Below are 15,071 nucleotides of genomic sequence, written 5' to 3'. Positions count from 1 at the left end.
GTCATGCTGATCCGAGAGCTGCTGGCGGTGGCGGGCACGCTCAACGCGCGCGAGCCGGATCTTGAGGCGGCGGCGATGTTTGATGTCACCCTGGTTGGCCCGACCATGCAGCCGGTACGCTCTTTCACCGGACCAGCCATCGTGCCGGAGCGCAGCTTGCGCAATTCGCCACAGGCCGATGTACTGGTGCTGCCGTCGTTCTACGGTGCGGCGCCGGCCAGCCCTGCCCTACTGCGCTGGATTGTGCGGCATTACGAAAGCGGCGGCTGCATCCTGGCTTCGGCGAGCGGCGTACGGCTGCTGGCGGCGACGGGACTGCTGGACGGGCGCGATGCGACCTGCAACCTGGCCGACCGCCGCGCCATTGCGGCCACCCGGCCCGCAGTCAGGTTGTCGCCGCAAGCGCCGCTGGTGGTCGATGGGCGACTCATCACGGCGGCCAGCATCGCGCCGACCATTGATGCCTGCGCCCACCTGGTCAGCCGCTTCCACGGCGAGAAGGCGGCGCTGAAGTTTGCACGCTACGCCAACTCATCGCGCCAGCTCTCGTATGAGCAGGCGGCGGTCAATACCAACAGTCGCCACCAGCACGGCGATACACGCGTGCAGGCGGCGCAGGGCTATATCGAGCAGCATTGCTGCGCCGGCATCACGCCGGACGATGTGGCGCGGAGTGTCGCGATGAGTACGCGGACGCTGGCGCGGCGCTTCGCGGCGGCCCTGGGCCACACGCCATTGCAGTACATCCTGCAATGCCGCATCGAGCAGGCCAAACGCCTGCTGGCGCGGCCGGACAACAGCTTACGGCGCGTCGCCATCGAATGTGGATTCAGCGACGAGGCGGTGTTCCGGCGCGCTTTCAAGCAGATCGCCGGGCAAGCCCCCAGTGCCTGGCGGGCGTTATTGAACAGCTAATGGTTGTTGTAAAAGTTGCTGATTGCGCTCACGGCGCTGTACATTCCCACATGGCAATGCCAACATGGCGGCATACGATAAAAACTATGCAACGGGATGAGACACAGTGCACTGCATGGCCTTCGCAAAAGGCCGCTGGCAGTCTTGCTGCTCGCGGCGGCCAACGCTTGCGCGCAAGATGCCGACTTGACTACTTTGCCGCTTGAGCAATTGATGTCGATGGAGGTCTACAGCGCCTCCCGCTTTAACCAGAAGGCGACGCAAGCGCCTTCCAATGTAACCGTCCTGACTTCGGCCGATATCCGGGCCTATGGCTGGCGCTCACTGGCGGACGCCTTGCGCAGTATTCGCGGCCTGTACACTGCGAATGACCGCAGCTATACCTATCTCGGCGCGCGCGGCTTCCTGCGGCCGGGCGACTTGAGCACACGTTTCCTGCTGCAGATCGACGGCACGCGCATCAACGACCCGGTATTCGACCAGGCGCAGATCGGCGCTGAATTCCCGCTGGACCTTGAGCTGGTCGACCGTATCGAATTCGTGCCGGGACCGGGTTCGTCGATCTACGGCGCCAACGCCTTCTTTGGCGTCATCAACGTCATTACGCGCCGGGCGTCGGACCTGGAAGGCGCCCGCGCCACGCTCGAAGCCGGCCAGGCTGGCACCCGTGGCGGCAGCGCAAGCTATGGCTGGCGCGATGCGGATGCCGAACTGCTGATCGCCGCCAATCGCGGCATCATCGACGGGCGCGATCTCTACTTCCCTGAATTCAATGGCAGTGCACGCGGGCTGGATTGGGAGCGCTTCACCCGCCTCTATGCACGTGGCCAGGTGGGCGACTGGTCGATGTCGGTCGTTCACGGCGAACGCACCAAGGGCATGCCGACAGCTTCCTACGGCCAGCCCTTCAACGTACCCGGCGCACAAACGCTGGACCGCATCCAACTGGTGGAGGCGGCCTACCGCAGTACAGTGCTGCCGATGAGCGGCGAGCTGACCGGCCGTATCTACCACGGCGACTATAAGTACGAAGGCCGTTTCATCAACCACGTCCCCTTCGGCACCATCAACCTGGACCGCACACGGGCGCGCTGGTGGGGCGGCGACGTGAGCCTGTACCTGCAGGTTGCGCAGGCCCATAAGCTGGTGGTCGGCGCGGACTACCAGTACAACCACGACGTGCTGCAGCAGAATTTCGATATCGATCCCTACGCCAGCTACCTGGACGACCGCTCGCAGGGCAAGCGCCTCGGCGTCTACGCGCAGGACGAAATCACGCTGGCGCAAGGCGTGCTGCTGAATGCCGGCATCCGCTACGACCGCGAGTCCAGCACGGGCGGCGTGTACAACCCGCGTCTCGCGCTGATTGCCGAGCTGTCGCCGGGCACCACGGTCAAAGCGATTTATGGCAGCGCCTTCCGCGCGCCCAATAGCTATGAGCTGTTCTACGGGATCGATAACCAGGGCGGCCAGCTGGCCAACCCGGACCTGGGGCGTGAACGTATCCGCAGCCACGAACTGAGCCTGGTGCAGCAGCTTGGCGCCAGCGCGCGGCTGACGCTTACCGGCTATGCCAATGAGGCTTCCAGCCTGATCACGGAGGTCGAAGATGAGGAGTTTGGCTTGCCCATCTTCCGCAACTTCGGCAAGGCGCGCGCGCGCGGGCTGGAAATGGAGTACGAACGTTCCTTCCGCAACGGCGCCCGCATGCGCGCCAGCGTGGCGCGCCAGCATGTCTCGGGCGGCGACTCCGAGCTCAATTCGCCGCGCTGGCTGGCCAAGCTGAATGCGACTAGCCGCATCTCCGGCGCCTGGCACGCGGGTCTGGAAGGCCAGTATGTCAGCGCGCGCAAGTTGATTAGCGGCGGCGAAGCGGGCGCATTCACGCTGGCGAACCTGAACTTCTTCAGCGACGGCCTGACGCGCCATTTCGATGTCGCGCTTGGCGTGCAGAACCTGTTCGACCACCATTATGCGGACCCGGTCTCGCTGGGCTTCCGGCAACACGCCATCGAGCAGGATGGACGCCGGATCTACTTCAGATTGAAGGCGGCTTACTGATGCAGAAACGCCTATGCGCCCTTCTCGCTTGCCTGCCGTTGTCCGGCGGGTGGGCGCACGCGCAGCTGCCGTCAAGCGCAGATGAGGCGGAATTGAAGGCGGCCATCCTGTTCAATTTTGCCTTGTTCACGGAATGGCCAGCCGACACGCTGCCGGCCAGTGCGCCGCTGCGGCTATGCGTCTTCCAGGGCAATGCCTTGCTCACCGCGCTGACCGGGCTGCAGGAGAAGCAGGTCAACGGGCATCGCCTGTCCGTGCGCACCTTGCCGGCCGCTCCCGGCGCGGCGCAGCTGGCCAGTTGCCACCTACTGGTGCTCGACGCGCAGGACCGCGAGCGCTGGCCGCTGCTCAAGCACGACCTGTCCACCAGCAGCGTGCTGACGGTGGCGGATGACCGCATCATCGGCTCCAGCGGCGCGATGATCTCCTTCAGCATTGCCAACCGCCGGGTGGGATTTGACGTCGATATGATGCCCGTGAAGCAGGCGCGCCTGACTCTCAGCTCCAAACTGCTGCGCCTTGCAAGGAGCGTGCAATGAAGGCGCCACAGAAAATCACGATGATGCCGATCGGTAGCAAGGTGGTGCGCTCGACCATGATGGCGGCCGGTGCGGCGCTTTGCTTGGCTGGCCTGCTGATGGTGGTGTTCCAGTTCATGGCCTTGCGTAGCACGCTGCTGCGCGACTTGCAGGTGCAGGCGCGCATTGTCGGCAATAACAGCACGGCTGCCCTGCTCTTCAACGATGCGCGCGCGGCGGAGGAAATCCTGGGCGGCCTGTCGGCGTCGCCCAGCGTGCAGAGCGCGAACATCATTGTCGGCAGCATGCCGCTGGCCCAGTTCCGCCGCAATGGCGCGGCAGTGCCGGAGCTGCCGCAAAGCGAACGTGGTGAATCGCTGCACCAGTACGGCATGGATTATGTGGAGGTGCAGGAGCCGGTCGTGGTCGACCGGAAGCTGATCGGCAGCGTGTCGATCCGCGCTACGCTGGTGCCGCTTTACCGGCGTGCTTTTGCGTTCGCGGGCTTTACCGGCATTGCGACCCTGGGTTCCTTCGCGCTGGCCTGGATGCTGGTGCGGCGCATGCGCGCTGCGGTGGCGCAGGCGGAGCAGAACCTGCACCTGCTGGCCCACGTCGATCCGGTTACCTGCCTGCCGAACCGGAATGCCTTCAACGACAAGCTGGCGCATACGCTCAAGCGCGCCGACCGGCAGGAAACGGCGGTCAGCTTATTGTTGCTGGACCTGGACAACTTCAAGGTGGTGAACGATACGCTGGGACATGATACCGGCGACCAGCTATTGCGGCTGGTGGCGCAGCGCTTGACGGCGACCTTGCGCAGCACGGACATCATTTGCCGCATCGGCGGCGATGAATTCGTGGTGATCGTGGAGCCGGCGGACGACGAGGTCGAGCCGGACCAGGTGGCGCGCAAGATCCTGACGGCGCTGGGCGAGCCGTTCGTGGTGGAGACGCACCAGCTGTTCGTCAGCGCCAGCATTGGTGTCAGCGTTTATCCAAAGGATGCGCCGGATGCGGCGGCCGTGGTGCGCTGTGCGGATATCGCCATGTACCATGCGAAGAACAAGGGCAAGAATGCCTATGAGGTCTTCCACGAGGAGATGGCGGCCAAGGCGAGCAAGCGACTGGCGCTGGAGGCGAACCTGCGCAAGGCCTTGCAGAATAATGAGCTGTCCTTGCATTACCAGCCGCAGATCGATGTGCGCACTGGCCGCATGACGGGAATGGAGGTGCTGGCGCGCTGGCATTGCGCGGCGCTTGGCGGGCATGTGAGTCCGGCGGAGTTCATTCCGGTGGCGGAGGAAAGCGGTGTGATCGTGCCGCTGGGGCGCTGGGTGCTGCAGACGGCGATCCGCCAGGCAGCGGAGTGGCGCAAGGCTGGTCTGCTGGACGATATCGAGCATGTGGCGGTCAACCTGTCGGCTTGCCAGACCAAGGATGCGCAGCTGATGTATGAGGTGCAGGCTTTGCTGATGGAGACGGGACTGCCGCCTCGTTTGCTGGAGCTGGAAATTACCGAGGGCGTTCTGATGGAGAACGTTAACGCCAATATCGCGCTGCTGCATAAGATCCAGGCGGCGGGGATTCATTTGTCGATTGACGACTTTGGGACGGGGTATTCGTCGATGGCCTACCTGAAGCGCTTCCCGATTGACCAGCTGAAGATTGACCGGAGTTTTGTGAATTCGGTGCCGGGGGATGGGGCGGCGATTGCGAAGGCGATTATTGCAATGGCGCATTCGCTTAACTTGAGCGTTGTGGCGGAGGGCGTGGAGACGGAGGAACAGGTGGCGTTCCTGTCTGATGCGGGGTGTGATGTGATGCAGGGGTATTACTTTGCGCGGCCAATGCCGGCGGAGCAGCTGGAGGTGCTATTGCGGGAGCGACGGCTTTGGGCGGCTTGAAAACCGGTAAACCTGGGTCTGACCCTTGGGTCAGACCCTGCCTTACCGGTTTTAATCCAGCTTAGTCGCGTGCTCGCGCGTCGCGTGGAAGGTCAGCTTCGGCCAGCGCTCCTGGGTCAAGCGCAGGTTCACGCCGGAAGTCGCCAGGTAGGCCAGGTTGCCGGCCGCATCGTAAGCCACATTATGGCCCAGCGCCGCTTCAAAGTCGGCCAGCGCCTTCTTATCGTCACTGGAAACCCAGCGCGCGGTGGAAATCGAAGTGCTTTCAAACACCGCGTCCACGCCATACTCATTCATCAGGCGCGAAGCGACAACTTCAAACTGCAGCACGCCCACCGCGCCCAGCACCACCTCACCGCCTTGCAGCGGCTTGAACACCTGCACGGCGCCCTCCTCGCCCAGCTGCTGCAAACCCTTCTGCAACTGTTTGATCTTCAGCGGGTTACGGATGCGCACCTGGCGGAAGAAGTCCGGCGCAAAGTATGGAATGCCGGTGAACTGCAGCATCTCGCCTTCCGAGAAAGAATCGCCGATCTGCATATTGCCGTGGTTCGGCAGGCCGATGATGTCGCCCGCGTACGCCTCTTCCACCTGCTCGCGCGACGACGCCATGAACGTCACCACGGAAGACACTTTGACTTCGCGGTTCAGTCGCAGGTGCTTGACCTTCATGCCGCGCTCGAAACGGCCCGAGCAAACGCGCAGGAAGGCGATACGGTCGCGGTGCGCCGGGTCCATATTGGCCTGGATCTTGAACACGAAGCCAGAGAACTTCTCTTCGGTCGGCTGCACGGTACGCACCGAAGCATCGCGCGAACCCGGCGCAGGCGCCCAGTCGACCAGCGCCGACAGGATCTCGCGCACGCCAAAGTTGTTGATCGCGGAGCCGAAGAACACCGGGGTCTGCTTACCAGCCAGGAAGTCTTCCAGGCTGAATGGATGCGAGGCGCCGTGCACCAGCTCCACTTCCATGCGCAACTGGTCCATCTCCAGCGGGAACATCTCCTGCAGGCGCGGGTTGTCGATGCCCTTGATGACTTCAAAGCCCTGCACGCTTTCTTCGCCAGCGCGGAACAGCAGAATCTCGTCGTTGATCAGGTGGTACACACCGCGGAAGTTCTTGCCCATGCCAATCGGCCAGGTCACCGGCGCGCACTGGATCTTCAGCACGGATTCGACTTCGTCCAGCAGCTCCAGCGGATCGCGGCATTCGCGGTCCAGCTTGTTCATGAAAGTCACGATCGGCGTATTGCGCATGCGGCAGACGTCGAGCAGCTTGATGGTCTGCGCTTCCACGCCTTTTGCGGCGTCGATCACCATCAGGCCCGAGTCCACGGCGGTCAGCACGCGGTAGGTGTCTTCGGAGAAGTCCTGGTGGCCCGGGGTGTCCAGCAGGTTGATGATGTGGTCGCGGAACTCGAACTGCATCACCGAGGAAGCCACGGAAATGCCGCGCTGCTTCTCGATCTCCATCCAGTCGGAGGTGGCGTGGCGGCCGCTCTTGCGTGCCTTGACGGTACCGGCCATCTGGATCGCGCCCGAGAACAGCAGCAGCTTCTCGGTCAGCGTGGTTTTACCCGCATCCGGGTGGGAAATAATGCCGAAAGTACGGCGGCGAGCGACTTCCCGCGCGATCAGCGCGGGAGTCTTGCTCGAAGATTGAACTTGGATATCGTCAGACATGATGGCAGCCAGTGGTGGCGCAGACGGAAAACCCGCTATTTTACCACCAGTTGCCCCTGTTTTAGTCGCCCTTCACCCGGCGCCAGCCTGCCGGGTGCACCTCGGCCGACTTCATTTCCTTCACCGGCTTGGTAATGGTCTCGCCCTTGGCGGTGGTGGTGATCATCTTCAGCTCGCCCTTCGGCAGGCGGACGATGATGAAGCCCACCGCCGCCGAGGTATTCGACAAGGTGCCGCCGACAACATCGCTATCGATGCCAAAGCCCTTGCAGACATCCAGCCCGTAGTAATTACTGGTGCCGCCCACCGAACACGAAGTTTCCGAACTCGGGATGTTGGTCACCACATTGGCCACGCCGCTGACGATCTTCGGGTCCAGGTTCATTCGTTCGCCGGGATTCAGCTTCCAGTCGAAGAACCAGCCGTTCTTTGTCAGCAGGTTCACATCTTTGTTGCTGATCGTGAAAGTTTGCGTATTGCCTCCGCTGGCCGTTAACGTCTGCTCCACCATGCCGGTACCGCGCACGTCGATTTTGGCGCCGGTATCCTTTATCAGGTAAAGGCTCTGCACATCGACATTTGAGGTGTCGGGCACGTCCAGCAGGCGGCCAGTGCCGAACAGTACCACGCGCTTGGTACTGACTTCGCCGTGTTCGTCCTTCACCGCGCACAGCGTAACATCCGGACGCGCCGTGATCGGCTGGCTCGCGCCGGCGTCGGCCAGTTCCTGCACCGTCACCGCGCCAGTGGCGCTGGTCAAGTCGAAGCGCCACATGCGGCCATCGTTATCGCCGCCGTAGACATAGGTGAAGACCGGATCGCTGGCCGGATCGGAAGTGATCGCCGTGATCTTGGCGAAGCCGGAAGGTGTCGTGGCATCGCCCTTGCCGGTGCTGACCTTCTTCAGGATGTTACCGGTTGCCACTTCAACAATATAGAGATACCCCTTGCCGTCGCCGGTACCCACGCCGTCAACGCCCGGCGCGTTGTTATAGCCGGAGGTCAGCAACACCACCCATTTGTTGTTCCACATGCCGAACTGGGGATTGCCGAATGTCAGGCCGATGTCCGGGTCGTTATGGCTGGCGCACACGGTGGCGCTGGCACACAGTTCCCACAGCGGCTTGATGATGCCCTTGTCGGCTTCCGTCACGTCCAGTGCATAGAAGCCACGGCCGCCGCCATTCAGGCCGGCCACCAGCACGGTGCGCCACTTGCCTTCGATGATCACGTCGCCCAATTCCGGCGAGCCGTCGGTGGTGAATATGTGATTGGTGGCATAGGTGGTGCTGGTCAGGTTCCACAGCTTGCTCATGGTGATGCGCGGCACGTAGGCGAAGCGTTCCTCGCCGTTGCTGGCGTCAAAGGCGTGCAGCATGCCGTCGTTGGCAGCGGTGAACACGGTCGCCGGGCGCTTGGCGTTTTCCGACTTGTAGGTCGAATAACCTGCGCTGGTGTAGCTCTTGCGCGGTTCGCGCAGGTAGGCAGGCTTCGACGAGGCAATATCACCCAGCACGATCGGGATCGGACCGCTCGCCCCGGTTGGTGTGAACGTCGTCATGGTGTAGGCGCGGTAGATCTTATCGTCCGCATGCTGCTGCTGGCCGCGCAGCCAGTTCACCATATTGGCGCCGCTGTCCACCGTGGCGCGTTCAGTCGCGTTGAGCAGGATGCACTGCGGCAGCGACAGGCACTTGCTGTCGAACCAGGACTTCTCCAGGGCCGACAAATTGGCGTAGCTGAAGTCCTCAAGCGTGCCGGCTTCGTCGATCTTCCAGATCGAGCGGGTATCGCTGCTGGCGCCAACTTCCTTGCCCAGCACGCCCGTGGTGGTCCAGACCGGAGTGGCGCCGACTTCACCCGTGGTGGTGTCGATCTTGCGGTCAGCCAGTTCGCCGTACCATTTCACCGTAGTGAAGGTATCGGAGAAGATGTCGTTATCTTCCAGCGAAATATTCGGGGTCGAGGTCGCAGCGGCCGATGCGGCGCCGATGGTCTGCTGCATCTTGCCCAGGGCGGCGGCCAGGCCGTCCACCACTTCCTTCGGCTCGTTGGCGCTGAAGTACAGGCCCTTGCCATTTACCGCGGCGTGCCACAGGTCGTCCACCCGCGCCTGCACGGTATTGCCGGCGTTGGTGACTTCCGGATCAGGCCATACCCATTCGCCGCCGCCATTCCATGGGCAGCCCGTCTTCACGCCGGTGATCACGTTGTAATAGTCGCCGCCGACTTTCGGCGCGGTGGCGTAGTTCTTCTCGTAAGTCATCAGGCCATCCATGCCCAGGCCCAGGGTGAAGGTGTTCATGTGCAGGTGGGTGTTTTCACCCGAACCGGCAGGCACCTTGCCTGGCTTGGTCATATCCTTGTCCAGCGCATCGCCGCGCAAGGCCACCGTCTCGGTCGAGGAACCGCCGTTGTACCAGTGCAGCGCGACGTCGGCCAGCGAAGGCGCTGTCTGCGAACGGGTATCGACGCAGCCGCCTGCGCGGGTACAGAAGCGGGCAGCGTCTTCCTTGTTGTCGTTATTGACGACATTGCTGGTGGAGCCGCCGTTCCAGTAACCGTCAGTGGTGAACAGCGTGAAGTTCTGCTGGCATGGGAACTGCACCACCTCTTCCCCTGCCGGGTATTCGTAGGGCGACAGGTTGGAGAACATGCGGCCTACGTTGTCCAGCGCTGGGCGGCTCGGGGTCGAACCGCTGGTGGTCGTTTCATACAGCTTGGTGTAGAAGGTCGAACGCGAAGTTCCGCTGAATTCCGCCGGTTTGAGTTTCATCGCACCGCCAACGGCCGCTTCCGACAGCAGCGCATAGCCCACCCGGTAATTGGCGTTCAGGGAAGAGAAGGCATGGCCAACGGCCGTCTTCATCATCTGCATCCGGCTCTTGTAGTAGGAGTACCAGTTGGCGAAGTTGGTCATCTCTTCCTGGTAGGTACAGCTGTTGGCGCCGGCACAGTCGGTGCGGGTCGCCGCTTTTGGATAGGTCTGGCCGGAGATAATGCTGGTGCGTACGAAGGCTGGCTGGTTGCCGCCGCTGCCGCTGCTCACCGCCGTGCTGGTCATGGCGATGCTGTCGGGCGCCGTGGCGCTTTTGGTGAAGGCGAACACCGTTTCCGAGCCGAGAATCGTGGTCGAGAGCGAAGGCATCACGTCGATCGCACCGGCCGTGTCGGCGATACACACGGCAGTCGCTGGCAATGGCGCGCACACTTTGCTTGCCGCGTCGCCGCCGAGGTAAGCCGTAATACCTGCAACGTTGGCGTTGTTGATCGCCGTGCGCAGCTTCGACGCCACCGCCGAAGGCTGGTCGTTCTTGGACAGGCTCACGCTCGAAACCAGGCTCTTGGAGCCCAGCTTGACGTTGGTGATCGTGCGGGCAGCCCCCAGCTTGTTGCCGGAAAGGGAAATCACCGCAGTCGCCGGCCAGTTCGCAGCGGGCGCCGGGTTGGCCGAATTGACGGCAGTCGACAGCGGCCAGCCGGCGCGCACGTTGACGGCAGCATCATCCGCCACGAACTGGCAATTACTCAAATCCTTGGCTCCATTGCCGCAGATGAGCGGCAGTACCGCCACCACATCGTCCGAGCTGAGAGTTATGCCATAAGTCGAACAAGCGGATACTGTCGGCTGGCCGGACGGCGTGCGGACGCAGGCCCAGTAGGCCTGGGCCGGTGCCGAGGTCTTGTCCTTGGCGATAATATTGGCCGCAATGGCACTGGCCATCGCGGTGCGCTTGGCGGCCGTATCGGTGCCGCTGGACGCGGTCACGGTACCATTGCTGATCACGGTGACAGCGCCGGTCGCAGGATCGGTAATCGAAACGCTGGTCACGCCCAGCGAAGTCGGAGTGCCGCTGGCGCCCACGGTCAGGGTCGCCAGCGCCTTGGTACTGGTCACCGGCGTGGAGAATTTAGGGTACTTGAATGTGCCGGCGTTCTTGGCCTGGCAGTTGGTCAGCGCCGTGCTGTCGCACCAGCGCACCTTGGCCGGCACCGGATAGCCGGCCGGCGCGCTGGCGCCCTGGGTCACCGGCACGCATTTCTTCAGCGTGTCGTCCTGGCAGTATTCGGACACCACAATGGTGTAGTAATACGGCGCGCCGCTGATTGCCGTCGCGCTGGTGTAGGTGGCATTCGGGTAGGCGTAGGCGCCATTCACCTTGCAATCGCTGGTGTTGTTCGGGTCACACCACTTCAAGTCGGGGAAACCGGTCACCAGGTTGATGCTGGTATCGCTGGTGCCGAACAAGTCGCGGTTCAGCTTATTGAAGCCATCGCTCGCGACGCTGGTCCAGGCGCTGGTATTGGCCGAGGTCTGCTCCGGATAAAAGCTGCCGTCCCACTTGATCGGCGGCTGGTAGCGGATGCGCGGGTTGTAATACTGCCGGTTGAAGTCGGAACTCATGAACGGCGGATGGCCCGGTGCGCACGCCATCTGCCCGGCCGCCAGCGTGGCTTTCGATCGGCACAGGTTGTCGTTTACGTTGTCCGGCGTGAAATGCGATTCCATCGAACCGGAGTTGTCGAACAACAGCATCAGGTTCGGCTTGACCGTACCGGTGCCGGTGATGTTCAGCAGCGGCACCTGGGCGATATTGGTCTTGGCCGCATCGGCCGCGCCAGGCAGCAGAGCCGATGCGAGCGCGGCGCTGGCCGCGACAAAGGTAAAGATTTTTTTCATGGTCGTTTCCTAACTGCCTTATGGCCCCATCATGACGACTGCCTGGTTCATCACATTGCCACCGCGCGCACCGCTGATGCGCGCCGTGATCACATACGAGATCTGGGGCGATCCCTGGTAAGCCGGCGCATCCGACGACAAGCTGTCGCCCACGCCGGCGCGCCCTTCCGTATCCTGCTTGGCCGACGTCAGCGCGCAGGAATTGGCCGGTTGCGTCTGGTCAAACGGTCCGGCGAAGGTGCACAGGCGGTGAATCACATACTCCACCTGGTTGCCGGCGCTGTCGGTCATTTTGGCCGAGCCGTACCAGTACTCCTTGTCGGACGGGCCCTTGCCCGGCGCCGGGTTGGTGGTCGAACGGTATCCGGCGGCCAGCACGTCGTTCCACAAAGTGCTGCGGGGCGTGGCGGCCAGCCACGCATAGCCCTGGTGGATGCCGGCATCGGCCGCTTTTGCCAGTGCGGTCTCGTAGGCCAGGTTGGCGGCGGTCAGAGTGGTGGAATTACTGGAGCGCAGCAGGTAGATACTGGAGACCAGCATCACACCGAGCATGATCAGCATGATCGGCACCGACATGCCGCGCTGGCGGCGCAGCTTATCAATTGGGGTACGCATCACGGCCTCCAGGCGTTGTTGCGGATCTGGACCACGGTTTCAAACGCGCGGTACCGATAGCAGGACCAGTGGATGTTCTCACCAGGGACATCCAGCGCCACTGTGACCGGGCTGGGCACCACGCCAGCCGGCGTCTCGCTATTGAAGATGGTCAGCTTGGCAGTGGTGGTATCGCAGGTACCATCGCTGCCTTTTGGCTTGTCCGGCACCTGGCTGCGCGCGATCACCGCCAGGCGCACCGCCGTCACCCGCTGGAAGTCGCCGGCATCGCCTGCAATCAGGTTGTTGTCGGCGTCGATCATGTCCGCGCTCCAGGTCGTGACCTGGGAACCGTAAACCGGATCGAAACTGGCGCGGCGGTCAAAGCCGTACTGCGCCTTGATCGCCACCACATTGTCCACCACCGCCTTGGCGGATTCGGTACTGCCACTCATATTCGAAGCGCGCAGACGCAGCACACCGTTGACCACCGACCATGTGTGCAGCGCGAGCTTATCGGTCGGCCCCAGATTGAACACGCGCGCCTTGTTGCCCTGATTGTAGACGCCGCCCAGCAAACCCGCGCCGCTGTTATAGCGGCCGCTATCGATGCGCAGGATATCCTTGTCCACGTCGGACAGCTGGGCGATGCTGCAATTGCCGCCCGCCGGTTCCGGCACCACCACGATCACATCGCCCTTGTTGAAGCCGAAGGGATTATTGCTGGTGACGCGGATCTCGCCGCCGCCGGCATAGGTATCGGCCAGCGTCACATTGCCGACGCCGGACAGGCTGCCGCCGGAATTCAAGCTGATCACGTCCGAACGCTCGCCGTTGTTGACGATAACGACCGGTGCCAGCGGCGTGGTATCGACGCCCGCACGCTTGACCGACTGCATGGAAAAGCCCTCGTTGTCCTTCAGCAGCGTATTGCAGCCGTTGACCAGGGTGTCATTGATGCCCCAGCCGGCTTGCGAGGCGTCGAAGTTCAGCGAGAACAGCGCCAGCATGCCGTTCTGCATGCTGTCCGAAGTCCCCAGGGCCGCCGATTTCTCGGTTTCGGAAGTCGCCAGCAGGCGCGTCGCAAACATCACCGCCACCATGCCCACTACCACGCTGACCATCAGCTCCACCAACGAGAAGCCGCGCGCGCTGCGCATTGCTTTGAGCTTGCTCATAGCGGCCTCGGATTCATGATGTAGGTCGTCATCGAATGCTTGTTAGGCTCATCGCCCTTGCGGCGCTGCCAGGCAATCGTGATATCGACCTGGGTCTGGGTCGCGCCGCGCGCCACCACCACGTCCACCCCGGCGCCGGGAATCATGGCCATGGTTTCCGCCAGCCAGGGCTTTAGCGAAGATGCCGGGTCCTTCTTGTCGGCCTGCTTGAAGGCGTAGTTATCGATATTGTCGTAGTCGTTGTTCATGATCCCGATCAGACGGTCGGCGGCCAGCGTGGCCTCCGCGCGCATGCCGGCATCGTTGATGGCTGCGTAGGAGCGGGCCTGCATGCCGACGGTGCCGATCAGGCCGACAGCCAGCAGGATTACGGCCACAATCGCTTCTACCATGGCGCCGCCGCCCTGCTTCCGGTATTTGATGGTATTCATTCTGGACAAGTCCTGGAATCGCCGGCGCCGCGCGTCGGATCGCATTTGGTGGTCATGCCCGACAAGGTGACCACCAGGGACACTGTCGGCACCTCGCCATTGAACTGGCTGCCTGGATTGAGGCGGATGCTGTTGATGCGGTCTTCCGTGGCCGGATCAACCCAGCCCAGTTCAGTGAAATAGATATCGCGTGCGGCGGCCGGCTGCAGCACCGGCGCCATGGCGGTGGCCGGCGGCTGGTTGTCAGCAGAACGGTACACCGATTTATAGCCGTTCACGCCTTCCGGATCGTTGGCGGCGGCCGTCGTGGTAGTGGACCAGCCGCCGGTGGTAGCGGTGCAGGCCGTTTCCGGCTGGGGGAAGCAGATGTCGACCTGCCAGTTGTACTGGCCGGTGGCGGCGTTCTCGCTCAGCACGAAACGGCTGCGCGCATTGTGCGCCAGGGCCTGGCGGCGCGCCATCTGCAGCCCGTCCGCATAAAATTCCGCCGCAGCCTTGGCCTTATTGGTCTGCAGCCAGTGCGACATGGAAGGCACGCCGATCGCCAGCGTAAAGCCCATGATGCCGATGCCAATCATCAGTTCGATCAGCGTTACGCCGGCCTGGCGCGCCTGCATCAATTGGCGCATTTTCCATTCTCCCGGTCGACCCAGCAGGTGCCGCTGCTGGTCCAACCCGCCGGCACGCTGGTAGTCTTGCGGTTGCCGTTCTGGTCGATGGTGTAGGCAAAACCGGTCAGCATGTCCTTGCCGGTGGCCGTCAGCGTATAGCCACTGGTGCCGGCATCGCTCAGCGTGAACTCGAAGTAGTTGCCGTTCTTGGGAAAGGATGCCGAGCTGGAAAAGCCGCTATAGGTACGGTTATTGGCCCAGAACTGTTCCGCTGCGGTCTGGCCGGCGCCCAGGCCGGTGAACGCTTCAGTCAGGCGGCCGCGTTTGACATAGCCGGTATAGGACGGCATGGCCACGGCGGTGATAATGGCCACAATGCTCACGGCAGCCATCACTTCGACCAGCGTATAGCCTGCATGTTGGCGTTTCATTATGATCTGCTCCCAGGGTTGGACTTTGGATAGCCTTAGTCTAGCTAGCGAAGCTTGCATT

The 15,071-nt window shown here is 62.7% G+C and carries 11 protein-coding genes; 4 read left to right on the top strand and 7 right to left on the bottom strand.

Going from position 1 to position 15,071, the window contains the following annotated elements; genetic code table 11:
• Positions 1-3: 3 nt before the first annotated feature.
• The 4 genes from AAHE99_RS07840 to AAHE99_RS07825 all read left to right on the top strand — a co-directional run bounded on the left by AAHE99_RS07840 (position 4) and on the right by AAHE99_RS07825 (position 5,401).
• Positions 4-915 (top strand): GlxA family transcriptional regulator, encoded by a 912-nt coding sequence (locus AAHE99_RS07840; RefSeq protein WP_342116183.1) that lies wholly within the window; start codon positions 4-6, stop codon positions 913-915.
• A 186-nt stretch (positions 916-1,101) separates the two neighbouring features.
• Positions 1,102-2,976 carry a TonB-dependent receptor plug domain-containing protein gene (locus AAHE99_RS07835; RefSeq protein WP_342116181.1) on the top strand — a complete coding sequence of 625 codons (1,875 nt, stop codon included), beginning with the start codon at positions 1,102-1,104 and terminating at the stop codon, positions 2,974-2,976.
• Complete coding sequence (locus tag AAHE99_RS07830; RefSeq protein ID WP_342116179.1) at positions 2,976-3,515, top strand: YfiR family protein; 540 nt, start codon at positions 2,976-2,978, stop codon at positions 3,513-3,515. The genes AAHE99_RS07835 and AAHE99_RS07830 overlap by 1 nt, the downstream gene beginning before the upstream one ends.
• Positions 3,512-5,401, top strand: a complete 1,890-nt coding sequence (locus tag AAHE99_RS07825) for a putative bifunctional diguanylate cyclase/phosphodiesterase (protein WP_342116177.1) — start codon at positions 3,512-3,514, stop codon at positions 5,399-5,401. Before AAHE99_RS07830 ends, AAHE99_RS07825 begins: the two co-directional genes overlap by 4 nt.
• Before the next feature lie 51 nt (positions 5,402-5,452).
• Here the strand turns inward: AAHE99_RS07825 and AAHE99_RS07820 are convergent, their stop codons facing one another.
• From AAHE99_RS07820 to AAHE99_RS07790, 7 genes are all read right to left on the bottom strand, one after another.
• Positions 5,453-7,084, bottom strand: coding sequence for a peptide chain release factor 3 (locus tag AAHE99_RS07820; RefSeq protein ID WP_342116175.1), 1,632 nt, complete (start codon positions 7,082-7,084; stop codon positions 5,453-5,455).
• 61 nt (positions 7,085-7,145) lie between these two features.
• On the bottom strand, positions 7,146-11,765 hold the full coding sequence (locus tag AAHE99_RS07815) for a pilus assembly protein (RefSeq protein WP_342116174.1): 4,620 nt from the start codon (positions 11,763-11,765) through the stop codon (positions 7,146-7,148).
• A gap of 18 nt (positions 11,766-11,783) precedes the next feature.
• A complete protein-coding gene (locus AAHE99_RS07810) occupies positions 11,784-12,380 on the bottom strand; it encodes a pilus assembly PilX family protein (RefSeq protein WP_342116173.1) in 597 nt (198 codons plus the stop codon).
• Positions 12,380-13,537 (bottom strand): PilW family protein, encoded by a 1,158-nt coding sequence (locus AAHE99_RS07805; RefSeq protein ID WP_342116172.1) that lies wholly within the window; start codon positions 13,535-13,537, stop codon positions 12,380-12,382. Before AAHE99_RS07805 ends, AAHE99_RS07810 begins: the two co-directional genes overlap by 1 nt.
• The gene (locus tag AAHE99_RS07800; RefSeq protein WP_342116171.1) at positions 13,534-13,968 is read right to left on the bottom strand and encodes a type IV pilus modification PilV family protein; all 435 of its coding nucleotides are present in this window, start codon (positions 13,966-13,968) and stop codon (positions 13,534-13,536) included. Before AAHE99_RS07800 ends, AAHE99_RS07805 begins: the two co-directional genes overlap by 4 nt.
• Complete coding sequence (locus AAHE99_RS07795; RefSeq protein ID WP_342116170.1) at positions 13,965-14,597, bottom strand: prepilin-type N-terminal cleavage/methylation domain-containing protein; 633 nt, start codon at positions 14,595-14,597, stop codon at positions 13,965-13,967. The genes AAHE99_RS07800 and AAHE99_RS07795 overlap by 4 nt, the downstream gene beginning before the upstream one ends.
• The gene (locus AAHE99_RS07790) at positions 14,585-15,010 is read right to left on the bottom strand and encodes a type IV pilin protein (protein ID WP_342116169.1); all 426 of its coding nucleotides are present in this window, start codon (positions 15,008-15,010) and stop codon (positions 14,585-14,587) included. The genes AAHE99_RS07795 and AAHE99_RS07790 overlap by 13 nt, the downstream gene beginning before the upstream one ends.
• Positions 15,011-15,071 lie beyond the last annotated feature (61 nt).

Origin of the sequence: Pseudoduganella sp. OTU4001 (genome assembly GCF_038440195.1) — a bacterium.
In the GTDB taxonomy this organism is placed as follows: Bacteria; Pseudomonadota; Gammaproteobacteria; order Burkholderiales; family Burkholderiaceae_D; genus Rugamonas.
Note: the sequence above shows the minus strand (reverse complement) of the source record. Positions and strands in the feature narration are given on the sequence as shown.